The sequence below is a fragment of the Thalassomonas actiniarum genome (genome assembly GCF_000948975.2).
Lineage (GTDB): Bacteria > Pseudomonadota > Gammaproteobacteria > Enterobacterales > Alteromonadaceae > Thalassomonas > Thalassomonas actiniarum.
This window is the reverse complement of the sequence record NZ_CP059735.1, coordinates 293,729-312,426: the sequence shown is the minus strand read 5'-3', so window position 1 is coordinate 312,426 and position 18,698 is coordinate 293,729. Positions and strand designations below refer to the sequence as shown.

The window sequence follows — 18,698 nt, the reverse complement described above, 5'->3', positions numbered from 1 at the left end:
AATAAGGCCATCATTTATTATTCCCTTAACCCTAATCCATTGTTAATTTTATGTAAAACCCATTGCCAGACAATAATGTAAATAAATGTAGCAGGCAGCCCTTGGACTGCCTGCTAAGGATGGAAATGTTTTTAGACAGCGAGATTTGAAAGAGGCTTTACTGGGCAGCCTCAGATTGGATAACCTCATCGCTGATATCGATATTTTCGTCTGCGGCTTTGCTGTCCCGGGTATTTTTTTGCACCACCACGGCGGCAAATAAACTTAAGGTATAGGCCATGGCATAAAAGCCTTTCTCGCTCAGCATTAACTCGGCGTTATACAAACCGATCACCAGCAGAGCTATGGCAATGGCGGATGAAAGCCAGCATAAATTCACATAGATCGCCGAGGTGGCGATGCCCTCTTTCTGGTCCCGCACCGACTTTTGCAACGAAACCATGGAAAACAGACCGTAAAGTAAGATGATCAAATAATAGCCTTTTTCGTTTAATGCCATTGCTGCATTGAACAGGCCTAAGACATAAGCCCCGGCGCCGATGGCCAGGGCGGCAATGGATGCCAAGACAAAAGAGCGGGTAGGTGTGACTGTGTGTCCAGATGTAGTTTTTGTTGATTCCATTATGTGGTTTCCTCATTTCATTTGATGGCCACACTATGGAACAAAGCCTACCCGGGGTAAACCTTTATGAAAAAAGTTGAAATATAGTCACCTTAAGTATCACTTTCCTATACCTGAGGATGTTTCCGCCATAAATTCGCGCATCAAATCCAGCATCTGATAATAATAAGGATTAAAGGTTAACCGCTGCAGGGGAAGTGTTTTATTAAGGTTTTCTTCGGTTTTTTCCCCCAGGATCACCTGCTTGCCGGTTTTACATAAGCGATAGCTTTCAATATCAGCCAAATAATGGCTGCAGTTGCGGTATAACCCCGCCAACCCGTAATGGGGGTTGTCCGGCGCATTAGTGGGCGCGGTATGGGCAATATCAGCAATCCCCTGGCAGAGCTGGTTTTGACCGCATTCTGGCACGACTATATTCACCGAAGCCGGCAGCACATCCAGCGCTTTTTTCCTGTCGCCAAAATACATCAGGGTATCGGCGACGGCTTTATGCTTGCTGTCCTGCTGCCACGAGCCGATAATATCCAAAGTTGCCCGGGTATCTATGGTACGGTCATGTTCACTCGCCACCACAAACAGCGGAATATCATAAACTCTGTTTTGAGACTTTGGCTTTGCCTTGGACAAGCCCTGCATCAGGCGGTTCACCTGGGCGGCGGCGTTATAGGGAAACGACTCATATTTGGCAAAATCAATATCGGCATCAAGATCCAGCCAGTCGAGCATAGGCACATAATCCAGATATTGCGCCAGCCAGGCCAGCTCGCTATAGGCTTTGGAGGCAGGAGACCACATAAACACCCCCTTGATCTTTTCATCCGGCGCCTGTTGCCGCTGCAGGTAATCTAAAATCAGCGCCCCTCCGGTGGAAAAGCCCCCCAGGTAGACCTGATCAAAATCTTTTAACATACGGGTGATGCCATAACCGGCCGCCTGCTGCCATTGCGCCAATTCCACCTCGAGCAGATCCGAGGCGGCGGTGCCGTGGCCCGGCAATAATAAGGTCCTGACGCTAAATCCCTGCCGGTAATAGAAATTAGCCAGATCATGAAACATAAAAGGCGAATCCGTTAATCCGTGGATCAACAAGATGGCTTTCGCCGTTTTTTCCTGCCTGAGCTCAAACGGTGCCACCAGCTGGCTCACCACCGGGGTAGCGGACCAGTTGTTTTGCTGCGCCAGCAACTTATAGGTATCGGTGAGCACGGGGCATGGCAGCTGCGCCTGGGGGTTGGCACTTTCGACAAGCTTAGCGGCATACTTAAGATACAGGGAAAACTCCTGACCGTCTTGATAGGAAAATTCAGGCAATTGCTGCGCGGATACCGCCCGGCTATAACGGTAACGGCCATCGTCGATCATTTGCTGGATAGCGGTGTAGTCCTGATTTATGGCCATACAGTTACCGGCTTTATCCGCCGCCAATACCAACGGGTTATATGCCAACACAAAAATCAGGCAAACAAACAGCCGGTTTATTATCCTTTGAAACATCTTACTTCTCTTATCGATTGTTATTATTAAGCTTATTTACGCATTTGGGCAAAACGGGAGAGCTCCCACGGCCTCATGGCCACCAACAAACCTATATGTTCCCGGCTGTCCAGGGATAACTTGGCATCCTCCTGGTTCAGCAGCGCCGCTTCCTTGGTCAGCTGGTTAAGTTTCCTTTGGATGATTTCAATGGAAGATTGGGAGTAGGTGCCGCGCAAATAAAAACGAAAGCTATGCTCGCTGTTAAAACCCGAAGCCATAAACTGGGAAATGACTTCTCTGGCCATATATTGCTCTAACGGCCCGTCGGGTATCCAGCGAAAATCCTGGGCGATTAACAGCTTATATTCATTATTTGGCAATAGCTGGATCATTTTTAATTTATCCAGCCTGGCCAGCAAACGGATACATTCAAGCTCGGTTATCTGGTAATGGCGGATAATTTCCCGAAACGGCCAGGCATCACGTACACACACAGCGACCAAAAAAAGCTTGGTATCCGATACCAGCTGCTGTTCCTGCTCTATCGTCAGCTGGGTTAACTGATCCTGTTGCTTTTGTGCGATTAAAAATAAATCCGACAAACTGATATTGATGATATTGCATATCTCCTCCAGCCTTTCCAAAGAAAAACTATGGGTGGAAAAAATACGTTTGATATTGGCTTCACTCATGGATAAGTGCCGGGCAATTTCTTTATAGGTGATATTTTGCTGTCGTAATAATTTTTTTAAGGTGCTGCTGATCTGCTTAATCTGGCTCATAGTTTATTATTTCTATACTTTTAGTCCAGCAGCAGTATACATGAATCAAGTTCGTTTACATTGATTATCCTCATCTTTATCTTTGTTGCCAGTTAACGAGTTTTCTAAAGACAACAGGAAAAGATAATGAAATTACTGACAAGCTTTTTTACGACAACCATTGCCCTGACCCTTGCCCTGACCAGCACACAAGTTAATGCCCGCGACTCAGCACAGCACACCAGCAAGGCCGGTAAACATTCCGCCTTAGCCGTATCCCACGGTGCAGCGTCCAGTGCCAAGGTTGCCAGCGCGGCAGTGGCTGTGCCTTTACTTGTTGTCGGCAGCGCCGGGGTTGCCAGTGCGGCCGGCGGCAGTGCCCTGATAGACAGCGCCACTAAGCCAAAACCCCTGACCGTGACCGAAGTAACCATCACCGCAGACCCGGCCCCCAACCAGGCGATGCAAACAAACAGACAAACCACGATTGAGATCAAACAGGAGCATTAATCATGAACCGTATACTCCAGTTAATCGCTTTACTTGGCCTGGCAACCAGCTCCCTGGTTTTTGCCGGCAGCCAGGCGGGAAGCAAAGCCAGATTTGCCCCCGGGGAAATCACAGAATTTGCCAAGAAGGTTGAAAAATATGCCGCCGCACAGGGCGCCAGGGCATTTATTATTGGCCGTATCGGCAGGCCGAAAAAAGACCTGCCCAAAGGCATTAAATTTACCCATACCGCCATTGCGGTATATTCGGCAATCACCCTCAAAGACGGCGGCACAGTGAACGGTTATGCCATCCACAACTTGTACCAGGAGGCGGGAAAACCCGATGTCAGCTCATTAGTGGTGGATTATCCGGTGGATTTTTTCTGGGGCGTTAATGAATTAACCGCCGGCATTATTATTCCGACCCCGGATTTGCAGCAAAGGATCATCGCCGCCATCAGCAGCGGCAAAAATAAAGCAGTGCATAACCCGGCTTATTCGGTCATTGCCAGCCCATACAACAACGAGCTGCAAAACTGTACCGAGCATACCCTGGATATTATCAATGCTTCGATATACCAAACCACAGACGTGAAGCAGCTAAAAGCAAATGCCAAGGCGCATTTTAAAGGGCAGAGGATCCGCAGCAATCCGTTGAAACTGATGTTAGGCAGTATTTTTATGGATGATGTCGCCACCCGGGATCACCAGGGTAAAATCATCACCACCACATTCAGCACCATAGGGCGCTATCTGCAGGAAAATGATCTGGTTCAACATATGGCCGTCTTTAACAGCGATGGCAGTAGCGGGGAGTTATTATAAATTTTCAGGTTAATAGCAGAGCCCCGGCTTTGACCAGCATACAAGCCGGGCTCCCTGAGCCACTCACTCAGTTTATTCAAGTAAAACGTTTAAAAATCAGCGAAGTATTTAATCCGCCAAAAGCAAAGGAGTTGCTCATCACCTGGCCTATTTCCGCCTGGCAACTGACATTAGGGACATAATCGAGATCGCATTCACTGTCTGGCGCCAGATAGTTTTTCGTGGCGGGGATCCTTTGCTGCTTTAACGCCAATATTGCGGCTATGCTTTCCAGCGCACCACCGGCCCCCAAGACATGACCGTGTACCGACTTGGTAGAGGAGATCTTTAATGATCCCGCATGGCCGCCGAAAACATTATGTATTGCCCGGGTTTCTACCCTGTCGTTCTGCACTGTGCCTGAGCCGTGGGCATTAATATATTGGATGTCTTCACCATGAATGCCGGCATCCGCCAACGCCGCCTGCATCGCCATTTCCGCCCCTTCCGCCAGTGGCTGCACTATATTGTGGGCATCCGAACTCATGCCTATGCCGGTAAGTTCAGCATAAATGCTCGCTTCTCTGGCTAGGGCATGGTCGAGTGTTTCCAACACCAAAGTCGCCCCGCCTTCCCCTATCACCAGGCCGCTGCGCTTGGCTGAAAACGGCCGGCAACTATCCGGCGACAATACCCGCAATCCTTCCCAGGCCTGAAAATTTCCTTTGGTGATACAGGCTTCCGCCCCGCCGGCGATTGCCACTTCCGCCATATTTGAGCGCAGCATCAACACCGCCATGGCGATGGCATGCCCGGAAGAAGCGCAGGCAGAGGCGGTAGCAAATGCCGGCCCTTTAATACCGTATTTCATCGAAATAAAACTGCCGGCGGCGCTGGGTAATAGTTTAGGTACGGTATAGGGATGGGGTCTTTTCTGGCCTTCCCGGTAAAATTGCCGATAGGCGTTTTCTATGGTTTCCTGCCCGCCGATACTGGTGCCGTGAACGACACAGGTACGTTTGCTTAAGTTATCATCAAATGCCAGACCGGCATCTGTAATGGCTTCATCCGCCGATAGCAGGGCAAACTGACTGAACCTGTCATATTGTTTGAGCTCGGCAGCGGAAAAAAAATCTCCGGGCGCATAGTTTTTTACCTCGGCGGCAATTTTCGTCATATGCTTGTCCGGGCTAAACAACGAAATGGGTAAAATGCTCTTGTTTGGCCCGTCGCTGAAAATACTGCGATTAAATTCACCGACATTTTTGCCGGCCCCGGAAATGCAACCCAGGCCGGTCACCACTATCCTGGCAGCCATCAGCTTTGCCGCTCCTGATACAGGCAAGTGACTAAATGCAGTAAGTCCGCCAGGGAATCAAGGGAAAATCCCCGCTGTTCCAGCTCGGCTTCATGGGGAACCTTGATATCAAACTGCTCTTCAATATCAAAAATGATCTCCACCAGCGACAGGGAGTCGATTCCGATATCCGCCAGGTTTTCATCCCCGGACAAGGACTTTAGCTCTGCGGCTGTGTATTCCCTTAAGATGGTCTCCAGCTCTTGTTTAATTTCACGCATTCTTTTTTCTCATTCCCGTTATCAGGGCATAACCCAAAAACAACAAACAAATATATTTAAAAACATCCGGGTTGGCCTGATAGAAGCTGCCGATGTTGGCAACTTTAACCTCAGTCACCGAAAACCCGGCTTGATAAGGTATTATTTGTGACTCGGGTATTATCTTCCCCCCGGGGTCAATAATCGCCGTGATGCCGGTATTGGTGGCGCGTACTAAAGGCAGGCGATATTCCACCGCCCGAAACAACGACAAAGCAAGATGCACCTTGCCCCCCGGGCTTTGGCCAAACCAGGCATCATTAACGGTATTGACCAGTAAGTTACCGCCAAGCCCGACCCCGGCGCCGACAAAATCACTAAACACCGCCTCGTAACAGATCAGGGGCAGGATATTCACCTTGCCCTTATCCAAAGCCAGCGGCAATAACTGAAACTCCTGCCCGGACTGATAGTTGGCGGCCCCGGGAAACCAGGTGCGTAAAAACGGCAACTCTTGCTCAAAAGGTAAATATTCCCCCAAGGGTAACAGCTTCTGTTTAAAATACTGATGGTTAACCTGCTGCCCGCTGACAAGTTCCATGGTATTAAAATACCCGGGATCGCTTTTCATGTTATCTTCAAGCCCCTGAATCGCCGTCAGCAGCAAATCCCCCTCCCTGTCAATTTCATCAAAAAACCTTTGATCTTCAAGATAATTTTTATAAGAAAGCGGTACCGGCAGTTCGGGGATCACCATAAGATCAATTGGCTCTTGCTTTGCCGCTTCCTGCATCAAGGCCCATACTCCCTCGCGGTTTTGTAACCAGGCCTCCCGTGTGCGCAGGGAAATATCAAAATTGGGTTGTATCATGGCCAGGGTCAAACTGGTATCCGCCCGGGCAACCTTATCGGCAACCCTTTCGGACTTGATAACCCCATAACCCAAATTAACCAGGAAAATCGCCGCCGCCAATATAAAACAACCGAGACTTTTTCGCCTTTGACTGCGCCACAGCAACAACCCGGCAGCCAGTAAAAAATTAACACAGTGCACGACAAAAAAGACCAGGGGCACACCGCCGATATCCGCCAGCTGAATCTGCAACGGCGTTAAATATAAGGCATGGGCAAGATTGCCCGGCAGCAGTTGCGGTACAAAATTGACTAACACCGTCAGTGCGAGCGCAGACTTGATGGCCCCGGAAATGGAACGTCCCCAGCGGCAGCGGCTATGGAGCCAGGTCACCAGGGCATAGGGCAGCGCCGAGTACAGGCAATAGATAAAAATCACCGGCACCACCAGGTTCGCCGGAATAGCGCTTATCCTGGCGATCCCCTCTACCGCCCACCAGATACTCACCATCCAGCCAAGGGTGGCGGCAAGCAATCCCAGCATAAAGGCATATCTTTTGTGACTTTTATCCAGGGCAATAATGACCGGGATAATGGCAAACCAGGCAAGCACAGCAATACCGCCACCGGGAAACGCCAGATAAAATAACAACACGGTAGATAACAGCAGCAACAGATCAAACAACTGCTTTTGCCTGACGGGAAATGCCGCGACCGGGGTGCGCCCGGCAACAGGGATCATTTTTTCGTTTTTTTCAGGTACCAGGCCATGCCCAGCACCAACAACAGATATAAAAGCGGATGTAACACAGGCACACTGGCACCTTCGGCAATACCACCGCCGCCTCCCCCGCCACCTCCGGCATAAACGCCGGCAGATAAGCATAACAGGGGGAAAAACACGAAAATCAGTTTACGGCCAAACAAGTTAAAGTTCCTTTTTTTGAAAAACTTTGTCTAAAAAAAAGAAAACACTGATAGCAGTTAAAAAATTTATCAATTGCCAGAAATACAAATGATAAAACTCAAACCGGTTGACCATTTTTCCTATTTCATAATACAAATGCATAATTCTAAAAGCATTTTCCAGCTGTATTATAACCATGGCAATGAACGCCATCATTATTTTTTTCTTCCACGCATGAGGCAGGGAAAAAATCCCCGCCCAAACCGTTGCCACCAGCGCCAATGCCGTACATTGCTGATCGACCACCACATAAGCCCCGCTGCCCTCATGGCTCAAACGATTAGCAGCAATTAAAATGTCACCAAAAAACAAACGGTAAAGTTCACCGGAAAAAGTGGCAATAGCCTGCTCGATAGCAGCGGCAATCACAGGCAGCTGCCCGGCCTGCCAAACCAATAATTGCAATACCAGCACCCAGCCTAAAAACCGCGGGAAAAAATGACACAGGATAACACCATTAACCGCTATGTTATCCTTACGGCAATATTGCGACATCAATATAACTTCATTTTCGCTTCATACAATGCCGGCTCACCATCAAGCTCACTGAACAATAAACTCAGGCTATAGTTATCCGCCGTGATCTCGACTTCATCCCCCAGCTCAAAAGCATCATCGGGAAAATATGCCCTGAGTTGTTCAAGCCTTGCCCCCTGTTTAAAGCTTCCCAAATGCCAGGGTTTCACCTGGTTTTTTCCAAGCTTATCCGACAAAAAGGCTTGCTCGATAAAAGCAACCGAGGTTAATTCCAGATCTTTTATCGTCACCAGCAAATGCTGGTTATAAATATTCAGCCGTGAGTCTACCGACAGAATAATACTGCCTGCGGGTTCCCCCAAGCGGGTACTGAGCCAGTGCCAACTGATCTCCGGCTCTGGCTCTTGTGCCTGCTTCAATTTCGCATAAATATCGGCAATGGCCTGGTATTGTCCTTGCTGCTGTTCTAATAAGCCCGACGCCTGTGCCCGATAGCCATTTTCCTGTAAAGCAAAACCTTTTAAGCTATAACTTTTTGCTGATGTCTGGCCATTTTTGTTGCTGAGAAAATCCAAGATCAGGGTATTACTTTCCCCCCGGATAGTCAGCTGATTTTTTTTATCTAAAGATCCGGTGATCTTCAGGCTCTCTTTAACCTGCCGTAACGGGGCTTTATAACCGGCCTTATCTTCTAGCTTCCAGGCAAAATCATCGAAAAAATCCCGTAAGGGAATTTCATTCAAGACCTCGGTAGATAACAGCGGCGAATCGCTTTGCACCTTTACCAGGCGCCCCGATTGAAAGTGCAGCCAATGACGGCGGCCATAGCCAAGGACAACTTCATCCTGATGCGCCCTTAACTCCACGCTGGGATCACCAAAAAGCTCCCGTACCTGCTGGTAGCTGCTACCAATATTTACACCGTAAACCCCGGACAGGGATATGCCGCTATTGAGGATTTTTGGATGGTTCAGGCGTTTTTGAGCAAAAGAAAATTGCATGCTTTTCTTTTCCATCTTCACTGTCTGCAGTTTTGTGCTTAACCTTCTTCTGCCCTCACCGTCGATCTTAGTCGCTGTTAACTCACCGCTGCCTTTAGACTCGCAGTTGCGAATCAACTCGGCTTTAATGGCAACAGAAAACGGAAACTGCTTACGGCCGTGATTAACGGCTTGATGACCTGCTTGCTGCACCTTTTTATCCGTCAGGATCAGGGCATCGGCGCCCGCCTCCTGTGCTTCCCGCCGCAGCCTTTTTAAAATCCAGTCAAGGTGCTCTTGCGAATGCTGATGGCGCGTTTGCTTTTTAGCACTGAAGGTTTTCACGACTTGATAAGCACAATCCGGATAGTATTCCAGAATAGGCGGCAAACCTTCTGTTTCCTGGGCGGACACAATCGCCGGCGGCAGCAAAAGCCCCAACATCAGGGTGAATGGCCGGTAAAAAGCCTTTTTCATGATATTTCCTTGTTATTATTGTATTAAATATCGCTTACACCTTAAGCAGCCGGGACATCAGCCCGGACTGCCTAAGTATAAAAGTGTCTTATCTTGGTTAAGTTTGTCAACAAGTTCGCTGATCTTCGGGTATTCATGGTTAAAACTGGTAATATCTGCAAGGCCGACTCCCCATTCGGGCGCCTGCCGTTTATTTTTGGCGATTAATGCTTTGATTTGCCGGCTTCGCTTGTCGGCAAGTTGCGGATAACGGGAAAAAGGCTGCTGCTGTTGGAGTACCTCGTCAGCCAGGGCCTGCCAATGCTGATACCAGGGAGCGTGTATATCCCTTTGGCTGAGTGACAGGGCCAGAGAAACATTTTCCAGCAACTCGCCATAAGGCCGGTACTTTTGTTGCGCTTTGAAAAAAACAGGATACAAGGTCTTTTGCGCCACCTCATCACGCACATAAGACAATAGCGAAGCGCTTTCTTTGGCTAATACCAAATTCAGCTCCAGCAATTTGCTCGCACTGAGGTAACGCACTTCCCCCACCAGATAATCTCTTACCCCGGTAAGTAGCGCCAGGCGGCTATTGATACCGGTTGACCAGGAGGATATTGCCGGGTCCAGTGCCTCGAGCTTATGCTCATGGATGATCTTGACGGCATTTTCCAGCGCCAGTATACCCCGGGTTAATTGTCCCAGCAGGGTATTAAGGGCAAGCTGCTGCCAATTTTCAACCTCCCGGCTGGCATAAGCCTGCAACATTTCCCCCATAGATTCAGGCAAAGCCAGATAAGAGCGCTTGATTTCCCCCTGGGCCCTCATCAGCGGCACCAGCGCTTTGCCGCTGGCAATCAAAAGCGCTTTATTCGTTTCTGTGGTCAAAGCACGATAGGAAGCATGACTGGCCAGGTATGCCGCCAGGTAATCCCCCTGAGCCAATGATGCCTGCGCTTGCTGATATTGCTGTTGTGCCTGGCTGGCAAGGGAAAATTGTTGCTGGTACTGTTCGGGATCCAGCCTGGACAGGGTTTTTAATGCCTGCACCAGGGGCTGCAGCTGATTATCTGCCCGGGCCTGCTCATATGCCTTTATTGCTTGCCGGTACTCGCCCGAACAGGAACAAAGCAGGCAAATGAACATCATGATGGTGATTTTCCCAGCATAAGTCCAATTCATCTGTCTTCCTCCAACTAGCAGTAATATTTACTTTAAAATAAATAAGTTAAAACTTTTTTAGCAGCAAAATGCCAACACATCCTCACAAAAAGTAACAACAACTTAACATAAACACAATACCAGCCAGGCGTTAAAATACGAAAACCCCTGTAGTTAGAGGTCCGGCCTCTTGATTTGACGCGGTAAAGCTTTATATTATTGAAAATACCACTTAAAAATTTAAATGTTATAGTTGCTAACTATGATTAAACTCAGAGACCTGCAATACCTGGATGCAATTGATAATTTCCGCCACTTTGGCCGGGCGGCACAATCCTGTTTTGTCAGCCAGCCCACCCTGAGCGGCCAGATCATCAAACTGGAGCAGCAACTGGGTTTACAGTTAGTGGAGCGGCAAACCCGCCAGGTGATGCTGACACCGGCAGGTGAGCAGCTGGTGTTAGAGGCACGTAAAGTACTCAGGGCCGCCAGCGCCTTTGAAGAGTCCGCCCAAGCCTTGCTCGATCCTTTATCCGGTGATTTGCACCTGGGGCTGATCCCGACGCTGGCGCCTTATGTTTTGCCCCATATCATGGCGGGACTCAATAGCCGTCTGCCGAAGATCAATTTTTTCCTGCATGAAGATAAAACCCGGCATTTGCTCCAGGCGCTGGATGAAGGAAAACTGGATGTACTGGTATTACCCTGGCTTGATGATATGGATAAATTCGAACGTTATGATCTGTTTGAAGAGCCGCTGGTCTTGGCCTGCTCTCCCCAGCATGCCCTGGCGGATAAAAAATCCCTGGTGCTGAATGACCTTAAAGATCAGCAAATCCTGACCCTTGAGGACGGCCATTGTTTAAGGGATCAGGCACTGGGTTACTGCTTTACCGCCGGCGCCAATGAAGATCACAGATTTAAAGCCACCAGCTTAGAGACCCTGCGCCACATGGTGACCAGCAATATGGGCATTACCCTGTTACCCCAGCTGGCAACCCTTAACCAGGTGCCGGGTAATGCCATACGTTATATCCCTTTTACCACACCGCCGCCGGTGAGGCTGATCTCTTTGCTGGTTCGTCCCGGTTATTCGCGGCTGGCCTGTATCCGGGAGGTGGTCGGCTCGATCCGCGCCTCGGTCGACGGGCTTTTTAACCAGTCTGAAGATTAAAGATGCCGCTTATGCGGCGTCTTCTTCAACGATTGCCGTTAATTCCGGCTGCGGTACCCGCATCAGATAATCAAAGGCTCCCAAAGCCGCCGTGGCGCCGCTGCCCATGGCAATGATAATTTGCTTATAGGCGCTGTCGGTGACATCACCCGCGGCATACACGCCGGGTAAGTTAGTTTGGCCGCCGCTGCCAGTAATGATTTCACCACGGTTATTCAGTGCCAACTCCTCTGGCAAAAACTGACTGTTGGGCACTAAGCCGATTTGCACAAAAATCCCCGCGACATCTAACTGTTTTGCCTCGCCGCTGCTGCCGCAGGTGTAATTTAAGCCACTGACTTTTTCCCCGTCGCCGGTCACTTTTGTGGTCCGTGCATTCAGGATAATGTCAATATTGCCCATAGAGCGTGCTTTTTGCTGCAGCACCTCATCCGCCCTGAGTTTGCTGTCAAATTCCAGTACCGTCACCTTGCTGACAATACCCGCCAGATCGATGGCGGCTTCAATGCCGGAATTACCGCCGCCGATCACCGCCACGGCTTTACCTTTAAATAAAGGGCCGTCGCAATGGGGGCAGTAGGCCACTCCTTTACCTCTATATTCCTGTTCGCCGGGCACATTCATTTCCCGCCAGCGGGCACCGGTGGCCAGCAACAAGGCTTTGGTTTGTAACTTGGCACCGTTTTCCAGCTCAATAGTTATATTGCCGCCGGGCTGATCTGCCGCCTGCACCTGCCTGGCTTTTTGGTTGTCCATGATATCAACATCATAATCACGGACATGTTCTTCCAGGCTGGCCACCAGCTTGGGACCCTGGGTGCCTTTGACGGAAATGAAATTTTCTATCGCCATGGTATCCATAACCTGACCGCCGAAGCTGTCGGCGACAATACCGGTTTTTATGCCTTTACGGGCGCCGTAGATGGCAGCAGAAGCACCTGCCGGACCACCGCCGACCACCAGAAGGTCAAAGGCTTCTTTGTCATTGATGGCTTGTGCCTGGCGCTCTCCCGATTTGCTGTCGAGCTTGTTTAAAATTTCCGTTAAGCTAATGCGCCCCTGAGCAAACAGCTCACCGTTTAAATACACCGAAGGCACCGCCATAATATTACGCTCGCTGACCTCGGTCGGGAACAGGGCGCCGTCGATCATCACGTTGCTGATGGCGGGATTAATCGCCGCCATCATATTCAGCGCCTGCACCACGTCCGGGCAGTTCTGGCAGCTGAGGGAAACATAGGTTTCAAACTGATATTGCCCCGGCAATTGACGAATTTGTTCGATCACCTCCGCTTCCAGTTTTATCGGATGATCACCGCTGTGCAGCAAGGCCAGCACCAGGGAAGTAAATTCGTGCCCCATGGGCACACCGGCAAAACGTATGCTGGTTTGTTTTGCTTTAGAGCGTACCAATAAAGAAGGCGCTCTTTCCCCTTCATCCGTTAAGGTTATCACCTCAACCAAAGGCGACATGGCTGCAATTTCCCTGACCAGGGTATCAAGCTCTTTTGCTTTATCGCTGCTGTCGAGAAATACCGCCAGTTCAACCGGGGATTTCAGGTGTTGTAAATACGTTTGTAACTGCTGTTTAATTTGTGGATCTAACATCTGATGCTACCTGCTAAAAAATTGGCAATAACCTTGTCTGCCCTTAGACAATGAAAGGAATGAGGAAAGTGGCAAGCATGCCCCAGTCGGGGCATGCTTAATCGGGACCGGCCTTAGATTTTACCGACTAAATCTAATGAAGGGGCCAGGGTTTCTTCACCCGGCTGCCAGGCCGCCGGACAAACTTCACCGTCATGTTCGGCTACATATTGTGCTGCCTGGATTTTGCGAACCAACTCTTTGGCAGAGCGGCCGATACCTAAATCGTTAATCTCTGCAACCTTGATTTCACCTTCAGGGTTAATCACGAAAGTACCGCGCAGTGCCAGGCCTTCTTCTTCGATCATCACATTAAAGTTACGTGTGATAGTGCCGGTCGGATCGCCGATCATAGGGAACTGGATTTTGCCGATAGTATCGGACGTATCATGCCAGGCCTTGTGGGTGAAATGGGTGTCGGTAGAAACCGAGTAAACTTCAACCCCCATGTTTTTAAGCTGCTCGTAATGATCCGCCATATCGCCTAACTCGGTCGGACAAACAAAGGTAAAGTCAGCCGGGTAGAAAAATACCACTGACCACTTGCCTAACAGGTCTGCTTCGCTGACATCGATAAAATCACCGTTTTGAAAAGCCGTGGCTTTGAAAGGAAGAAGTTTAGTGTTGATAATTGATTGCGTCATGTGCTCTCTCCAATATGTTAAAAATGATGCTGAAAAATTGTCTTGTGCTAGTTCTGTTGTGTAGAAGCAGCTGTTCTGAAATCTGGGTTCATCATACGGGCAGGAGAAAAACAAAGATAATCGATAGTATTTATCATATCGATAGGTTTTACCTATCAAATGGCATAATCCCATGCCTGCTTCCGGGCTTATCAATAATCATCAACTATAATTAACCTTAAGCTTTCTACTTAGGACGAGTGCCAGCACCAATAATTATTCATTAACAGCCGGACATCAAAATGCGTAACTTACACAGGTTATGGCCATTTTCACTTTTCCTCTTTTGCTTATTATCAGGCCTGTGCCTGTTGCTTTTCTCCCCCTCGCTACTAACGCAGCCACTGCAACCACAAACAGGTATTAAGGTAGAGCAACAAAACCAACACCCGCAGCTGATATCTGCGCGAGAAGAGCGCAGGCTGAAGAAAAAACTCACCGACACCAGGCGCATCAGGGTGATCGCCCGGTTAAAGCAGCAAAGCACTGACAGTAGCAGCAAACAAAAACTCAGCCTGGATGTACAGCAGCAAAGATTCGCCCGCTCCCTGAAAAATCCACACAGCCGCTATCTTGCTAAAACCAAGGTACTGCCGCTGGTGGTCATGGAAGTGGACGCTTCGGGCTTCAAAGAGCTATTGTCCCATCCGCAGATCCTTTCGGTGGAAGAAGACCGTTTACTCAGCCCCTTGCTGAGTTCATCCATGCCTGTAATTGGCGCGAATACCCTGCATAATGCCGGTATTACTGGCAATAACCAAACCCTGGCCATTCTCGACACCGGCGTGGATGCCGGTCATGATTTTTTATCCGGCAAGGTCGTGGCGGAAGCCTGCTTTTCTTCCACTTATGCCCCACACTCCGCCACCTCGGTATGCCCCTTCAGTGATATTTATGCCCCGGGATCGGCAGCCCCCTGCTCCGTCAGCCGCTGTGATCACGGCACCCATGTTGCCGGTATCGCCGTCGGCAACAGCAGCGGCAACGGCGCTCCCAGTGACGGGGTAGCAAAAGACGCCGACTTAATTGCGGTCCAGGTTTTCTCACGCTTTGACGACTCAGGTATGTGCGGCTCGGCCAGCACCACCCCCTGCATTCTTGCCTACACCAGTGATATTATCGCCGGCCTGGAATATGTCTATTCCCAGAGAAACAACTTTACCATTGCAGCGGCAAACCTGAGCCTGGGGGGCGGCAGCTATAACCGTATGTTCACCTGTGATGCCGCCAACACCAGCACCAAAAACATTATCGATTTATTGCGCACCGCCGGTATTGCCACAGTGATCAGTGCCGGTAACGACGGCAACAACACCGCATTGAACAGCCCGGGATGTATCTCCAGCGCCATCAGCACGGGCTCGAGCACAGACAGCGATAACTTATCCGGCTTCAGCAATGCCGCTTCCTGGCTGCCGTTAGTCGCTCCGGGGTCCGGTATCATTTCTTCTGTGCCCGGCGGCTACCAAAACAAGAGCGGTACTTCGATGGCAGCGCCTCATGTCGCCGGGGCTTTCGCCCTGCTGGCACAGGCCGAACCGGCATCCGGCATGGAGCAGCGCCTGGCGGCCCTGACCTTAACCGGCGTCGACATCACCTTACCCGGCTCGGGTTTTATCAAACCCAGAATTAACCTCGTCGATGCCGTCAACGCCTTGCAGGCAAGTAGTTTACCGCCGGTAGACCTGATACTGGATGATGATTATCACGGCGCCCCGCTCTCGGGCACTTTTTCCGGCGAAATAGCCCCTTTGGCTTACGGCGGCTCGCAACGAAACTCAACCGGCACTGACAGCAGCTATCGTTTTACCCTGCAAATCCCCGTCTCCGGGATCTACCGGCTTTCTGCCTGGTGGCAGGAAAAAACCGGGGCGAATCAGGCCAGTTTCCATATCAATCATGCCCAGGGACTGTCCACGGTGGAGCTGGATCAAAGCAGCGGCGGCGGTAACTGGTTTACTCTCGGCAGTTATTCCTTTACTGCCGGCAACAGCCACAACATAGATCTGAGTGCCAGCTTATCTCCGCTTGTGGTTGATGCTCTGCGCCTGGAGCTGATCAATCCACCGCCGTTGGCCATTAGCACCCAAGTACTGCCGGATGCGATCGCAGGAGAAGATTACCAGCAAAACCTGACGGCAACCGGGGGCCTGCCGCCATATAGCTGGAGTGCGCTGGATCCCTTACCTGCCGGACTCAGCCTGAGCCCGCAAGGGCTGCTCTCGGGTATACCCGAAACAGGCGGTAATTTCAGTTTCCAGATTCAGCTCAGCGATCAAGTCTCCAGCACCAGTAAAACTTTTGATCTGGTGATCAGCCAGACTAATCAAGCGATAGAGATCATCATAGATAATAACGACAGCAATACCGCCAGTTCAGGTACCTGGCTGGTATCCGGCGGCCAAAATCCCTGGAGCAGCAACTCATTGTACAGCAACAGTAACGGCAGTTTTTCCTGGTTGGCGGATATCCCCACAAGCGGCAGTTACCAGGTATACGCCTGGTGGACTCATTATTCCACCCGCTCAACCAAGGTCCCCTATACCATAGCTCACGACGGCGGCAACACCATAGTAGAGGTCAATCAGCAAAATCAGGCTCTGGCTTCCCAATGGATATTGCTGGGCAGCTTTGATTTCAGCGCAGGCAACAGCTACAACATTTCGGTAAACAGCAGCAACGGCCAGGCCAATGCCGATGCCATTAAACTTGTCACCAATGCCGCGCCGCAAGCTTTAACCGTTACGCCTTTTTCCCTGCCGACCGGCCAGGTTGGCAGTAATTATCATGCCGCTTTCTCTGCCAGCGGCGGCAATGCCCCCTATAGCTGGAGCAGCACCAGTACCTTGCCGTCCGGCTTAACCCTGGAAAGCTCAGGCATATTAACCGGGGTTCCCTTAGCATCGGGAAGCTGGCCCCTGACCATCCAGGTTCTGGATCAGCAGAGCAATAGCAGTCAGGCGGACTTTACCCTGGAGATAACACCGGCACCTTTGCTGGAAATCAACACGACTCAATTACCCGATGCCCTGACGGGCCAGGCATATACGGCGCTATTGTCCGGCAGCGGCGGCGTGCCTCCCTACAGCTGGAGCCATAGCGGCGACCTGCCTCCCGACTTGATATTAACCGATAGCCAGATTTCGGGTGTGCCCTTACTCGCCGGTTTATGGAATTTTGACATTATTGTCACCGACAATATCGGCCAGCAAGCCCAGCTTCCCCTGAGCATAGCGGTCAATGAAGTCCAGGCAGGCACAGAGATCATTATCGACAACGGCGACAGCGGCACCAGCTTTACCGGCAACTGGCTCAATTCCAGCGGCGCCAATCCCTGGGGCACAAGCTCCCTTTACAACAACGCCGGCTCCAGCTACCGCTGGACACCGGATATCACACAGGCAAACTCTTATCTGGTCTATGCCTGGTGGACTTATCATAGCAACCGCTCCGCCACCGTACCTTACAGCGTCAGCCATGATAACGGCGTGGCTGTGATAACCACGGCGCAAAATAACAGCGCCCTGGCAGGGCAATGGTACCTGCTGGGAGAATTTGATTTCTCCCCCGGCAACGATAACTATATCCAGGTATCGAGTGAAAATGGCCAGGCCAGTGCCGATGCCGTAAAACTGGTGCCGGTCAACAACACTGAGCTGGCCATCACCAGTTTGCTTTTCCCCGACGGCAGTCCCGGACAAGATTACCAGGCCAACCTGACCGCCGCAGGAGGCCAGCCTCCCTACCTGTGGAGTATCACCGGTGTGCTGCCAAACGGCCTGACATTCGGCGATAGCGGCTTTATCTCCGGCATCCCGCAATTAGGCGGCACCTTTAATTTCACCCTGACCGTCACCGACCAGCTGGCATCCCAGGTTTCGGCAGCGCTAAGTATTACCATTTCAGAACCCGCGCCCCTGCTCATAGACAACCGGAGCCTGAATGATGCTACCGTCAACGAAAGCTATCAGGTGCAATTAACGGCCAGCGGCGGCTATCCCCCTTATAGCTGGGGAGTGGCCGGCACCCTGCCTGATGGTTTAACCCTGAATAACAGCGGTTTAATATCCGGCATAGCGACCCAGCCCGGCAGCTGGAATTTCGACATTTTTGTCAGCGACCAACAAACCGGCACGGACCAGGTATCCCTGGAGCTAACCGTACTGGAGCAGGCCCCGGCGGAAATAATAATCGACAACCTGGACAGCAATACCGGAAAAGCCGGCAGCTGGACCACTTCCAGCGGCCCCCAGCCCTGGCAGGGCAACTCGGTATACAGCAACAGTTCCGGTGCCTTCAGCTGGTATCCGCAAATAACCTCAAGCGGAAACTACCGGGTCTATGCCTGGTGGACTTACCATAACAACCGCGCAGACAATGTCCCCTATACCGTTTCTTATCAGGGAGGCAGTACCACGGTAGAAGTGAACCAGCATGACAGCCAGCTGGGTGGTCAGTGGAATTTATTGGGAGAATTTCCTTTCAGCGCCGGCGAGCAATATGTCATAGAAGTTTCCAGCAGCAATGGCCAGGCGAGCGCGGACGCGGTACGCCTGGTGAAAGTCAGCAATTAACAACACGCCC

The 18,698-nt window shown here is 50.6% G+C and carries 16 protein-coding genes; 4 read left to right on the top strand and 12 right to left on the bottom strand.

The features are described from left to right. Nucleotides 1-157: 157 nt before the first annotated feature. From yiaA to SG35_RS01430, 3 genes are all read right to left on the bottom strand, one after another. Entirely contained in the window at nucleotides 158-622 is a 465-nt protein-coding gene (gene yiaA / locus SG35_RS01440) for an inner membrane protein YiaA (RefSeq protein ID WP_044834014.1), read from the bottom strand. A 99-nt stretch (nucleotides 623-721) separates the two neighbouring features. Continuing rightward, nucleotides 722-2,119 (bottom strand): alpha/beta hydrolase, encoded by a 1,398-nt coding sequence (locus SG35_RS01435; protein WP_053043183.1) that lies wholly within the window; start codon nucleotides 2,117-2,119, stop codon nucleotides 722-724. Between the two features lie 32 nt (nucleotides 2,120-2,151). Further along, nucleotides 2,152-2,883 (bottom strand): helix-turn-helix domain-containing protein, encoded by a 732-nt coding sequence (locus tag SG35_RS01430; RefSeq protein WP_044834013.1) that lies wholly within the window; start codon nucleotides 2,881-2,883, stop codon nucleotides 2,152-2,154. A 126-nt stretch (nucleotides 2,884-3,009) separates the two neighbouring features. Between SG35_RS01430 and SG35_RS01425 the strand changes: the two genes are divergently transcribed. Both SG35_RS01425 and SG35_RS01420 read left to right on the top strand, forming a co-directional pair. Continuing rightward, the gene (locus tag SG35_RS01425) at nucleotides 3,010-3,372 is read left to right on the top strand and encodes a hypothetical protein (protein WP_044834012.1); all 363 of its coding nucleotides are present in this window, start codon (nucleotides 3,010-3,012) and stop codon (nucleotides 3,370-3,372) included. 2 nt (nucleotides 3,373-3,374) lie between these two features. Then, on the top strand, nucleotides 3,375-4,178 hold the full coding sequence (locus SG35_RS01420) for a DUF2145 domain-containing protein (RefSeq protein WP_044834011.1): 804 nt from the start codon (nucleotides 3,375-3,377) through the stop codon (nucleotides 4,176-4,178). 76 nt (nucleotides 4,179-4,254) lie between these two features. Here the strand turns inward: SG35_RS01420 and SG35_RS01415 are convergent, their stop codons facing one another. The 7 genes from SG35_RS01415 to SG35_RS01385 all read right to left on the bottom strand — a co-directional run bounded on the left by SG35_RS01415 (nucleotide 4,255) and on the right by SG35_RS01385 (nucleotide 10,631). Continuing rightward, the gene (locus SG35_RS01415; protein ID WP_044834010.1) at nucleotides 4,255-5,475 is read right to left on the bottom strand and encodes a beta-ketoacyl-[acyl-carrier-protein] synthase family protein; all 1,221 of its coding nucleotides are present in this window, start codon (nucleotides 5,473-5,475) and stop codon (nucleotides 4,255-4,257) included. Further along, nucleotides 5,475-5,735 carry an acyl carrier protein gene (locus SG35_RS01410; protein ID WP_044834009.1) on the bottom strand — a complete coding sequence of 87 codons (261 nt, stop codon included), beginning with the start codon at nucleotides 5,733-5,735 and terminating at the stop codon, nucleotides 5,475-5,477. Before SG35_RS01410 ends, SG35_RS01415 begins: the two co-directional genes overlap by 1 nt. Next, nucleotides 5,728-7,308 carry an apolipoprotein N-acyltransferase gene (gene lnt, locus SG35_RS01405; protein ID WP_044834008.1) on the bottom strand — a complete coding sequence of 527 codons (1,581 nt, stop codon included), beginning with the start codon at nucleotides 7,306-7,308 and terminating at the stop codon, nucleotides 5,728-5,730. The genes SG35_RS01410 and lnt overlap by 8 nt, the downstream gene beginning before the upstream one ends. Next, nucleotides 7,305-7,493, bottom strand: coding sequence for a hypothetical protein (locus SG35_RS01400; protein WP_274055317.1), 189 nt, complete (start codon nucleotides 7,491-7,493; stop codon nucleotides 7,305-7,307). The genes lnt and SG35_RS01400 overlap by 4 nt, the downstream gene beginning before the upstream one ends. 1 nt (nucleotide 7,494) lies before the next feature. Next, the gene (locus SG35_RS01395) at nucleotides 7,495-7,902 is read right to left on the bottom strand and encodes a hypothetical protein (protein ID WP_160298420.1); all 408 of its coding nucleotides are present in this window, start codon (nucleotides 7,900-7,902) and stop codon (nucleotides 7,495-7,497) included. A gap of 125 nt (nucleotides 7,903-8,027) precedes the next feature. Further along, on the bottom strand, nucleotides 8,028-9,467 hold the full coding sequence (locus SG35_RS01390) for a hypothetical protein (RefSeq protein ID WP_044836392.1): 1,440 nt from the start codon (nucleotides 9,465-9,467) through the stop codon (nucleotides 8,028-8,030). Nucleotides 9,468-9,524: 57 nt separating this feature from the next. Further along, nucleotides 9,525-10,631 (bottom strand): hypothetical protein, encoded by a 1,107-nt coding sequence (locus SG35_RS01385; RefSeq protein WP_044836393.1) that lies wholly within the window; start codon nucleotides 10,629-10,631, stop codon nucleotides 9,525-9,527. Nucleotides 10,632-10,872: 241 nt separating this feature from the next. Here SG35_RS01385 and oxyR point away from each other — a divergent pair, with 241 nt between their 5' ends. After that, complete coding sequence (gene oxyR, locus SG35_RS01380) at nucleotides 10,873-11,784, top strand: DNA-binding transcriptional regulator OxyR (protein WP_053043497.1); 912 nt, start codon at nucleotides 10,873-10,875, stop codon at nucleotides 11,782-11,784. Nucleotides 11,785-11,793: 9 nt separating this feature from the next. Here oxyR and ahpF read toward each other — a convergent pair whose 3' ends face one another. Then, nucleotides 11,794-13,392: an alkyl hydroperoxide reductase subunit F gene (gene ahpF / locus SG35_RS01375; protein ID WP_044836394.1), complete on the bottom strand. Its 1,599-nt coding sequence runs from the start codon at nucleotides 13,390-13,392 to the stop codon at nucleotides 11,794-11,796. A gap of 113 nt (nucleotides 13,393-13,505) precedes the next feature. Further along, nucleotides 13,506-14,075, bottom strand: coding sequence for an alkyl hydroperoxide reductase subunit C (gene ahpC / locus SG35_RS01370; protein WP_044836395.1), 570 nt, complete (start codon nucleotides 14,073-14,075; stop codon nucleotides 13,506-13,508). Nucleotides 14,076-14,356: 281 nt separating this feature from the next. Between ahpC and SG35_RS01365 the strand changes: the two genes are divergently transcribed. Then, nucleotides 14,357-18,688, top strand: a complete 4,332-nt coding sequence (locus tag SG35_RS01365; RefSeq protein ID WP_084693047.1) for a golvesin C-terminal-like domain-containing protein — start codon at nucleotides 14,357-14,359, stop codon at nucleotides 18,686-18,688. Nucleotides 18,689-18,698: the final 10 nt, after the last annotated feature.

Bases quoted from the DNA above. Each gene is read 5' to 3' on its own strand.
- ahpF (WP_044836394.1), bottom strand. From the start codon at position 13,392: ATGTTAGATCCACAAATTAAACAGCAGTTACAAACGTATTTACAACAC.
- SG35_RS01425 (WP_044834012.1), top strand. From the start codon at position 3,010: ATGAAATTACTGACAAGCTTTTTTACGACAACCATTGCCCTGACCCTT.
- SG35_RS01365 (WP_084693047.1), top strand. From the start codon at position 14,357: ATGCGTAACTTACACAGGTTATGGCCATTTTCACTTTTCCTCTTTTGC.
- SG35_RS01410 (WP_044834009.1), bottom strand. From the start codon at position 5,735: ATGCGTGAAATTAAACAAGAGCTGGAGACCATCTTAAGGGAATACACA.
- SG35_RS01420 (WP_044834011.1), top strand. From the start codon at position 3,375: ATGAACCGTATACTCCAGTTAATCGCTTTACTTGGCCTGGCAACCAGC.
- lnt (WP_044834008.1), bottom strand. From the start codon at position 7,308: ATGATCCCTGTTGCCGGGCGCACCCCGGTCGCGGCATTTCCCGTCAGG.
- yiaA (WP_044834014.1), bottom strand. From the start codon at position 622: ATGGAATCAACAAAAACTACATCTGGACACACAGTCACACCTACCCGC.
- SG35_RS01430 (WP_044834013.1), bottom strand. From the start codon at position 2,883: ATGAGCCAGATTAAGCAGATCAGCAGCACCTTAAAAAAATTATTACGA.
- SG35_RS01385 (WP_044836393.1), bottom strand. From the start codon at position 10,631: ATGAATTGGACTTATGCTGGGAAAATCACCATCATGATGTTCATTTGC.
- SG35_RS01435 (WP_053043183.1), bottom strand. From the start codon at position 2,119: ATGTTTCAAAGGATAATAAACCGGCTGTTTGTTTGCCTGATTTTTGTG.
- oxyR (WP_053043497.1), top strand. From the start codon at position 10,873: ATGATTAAACTCAGAGACCTGCAATACCTGGATGCAATTGATAATTTC.
- ahpC (WP_044836395.1), bottom strand. From the start codon at position 14,075: ATGACGCAATCAATTATCAACACTAAACTTCTTCCTTTCAAAGCCACG.
- SG35_RS01390 (WP_044836392.1), bottom strand. From the start codon at position 9,467: ATGAAAAAGGCTTTTTACCGGCCATTCACCCTGATGTTGGGGCTTTTG.
- SG35_RS01415 (WP_044834010.1), bottom strand. From the start codon at position 5,475: ATGGCTGCCAGGATAGTGGTGACCGGCCTGGGTTGCATTTCCGGGGCC.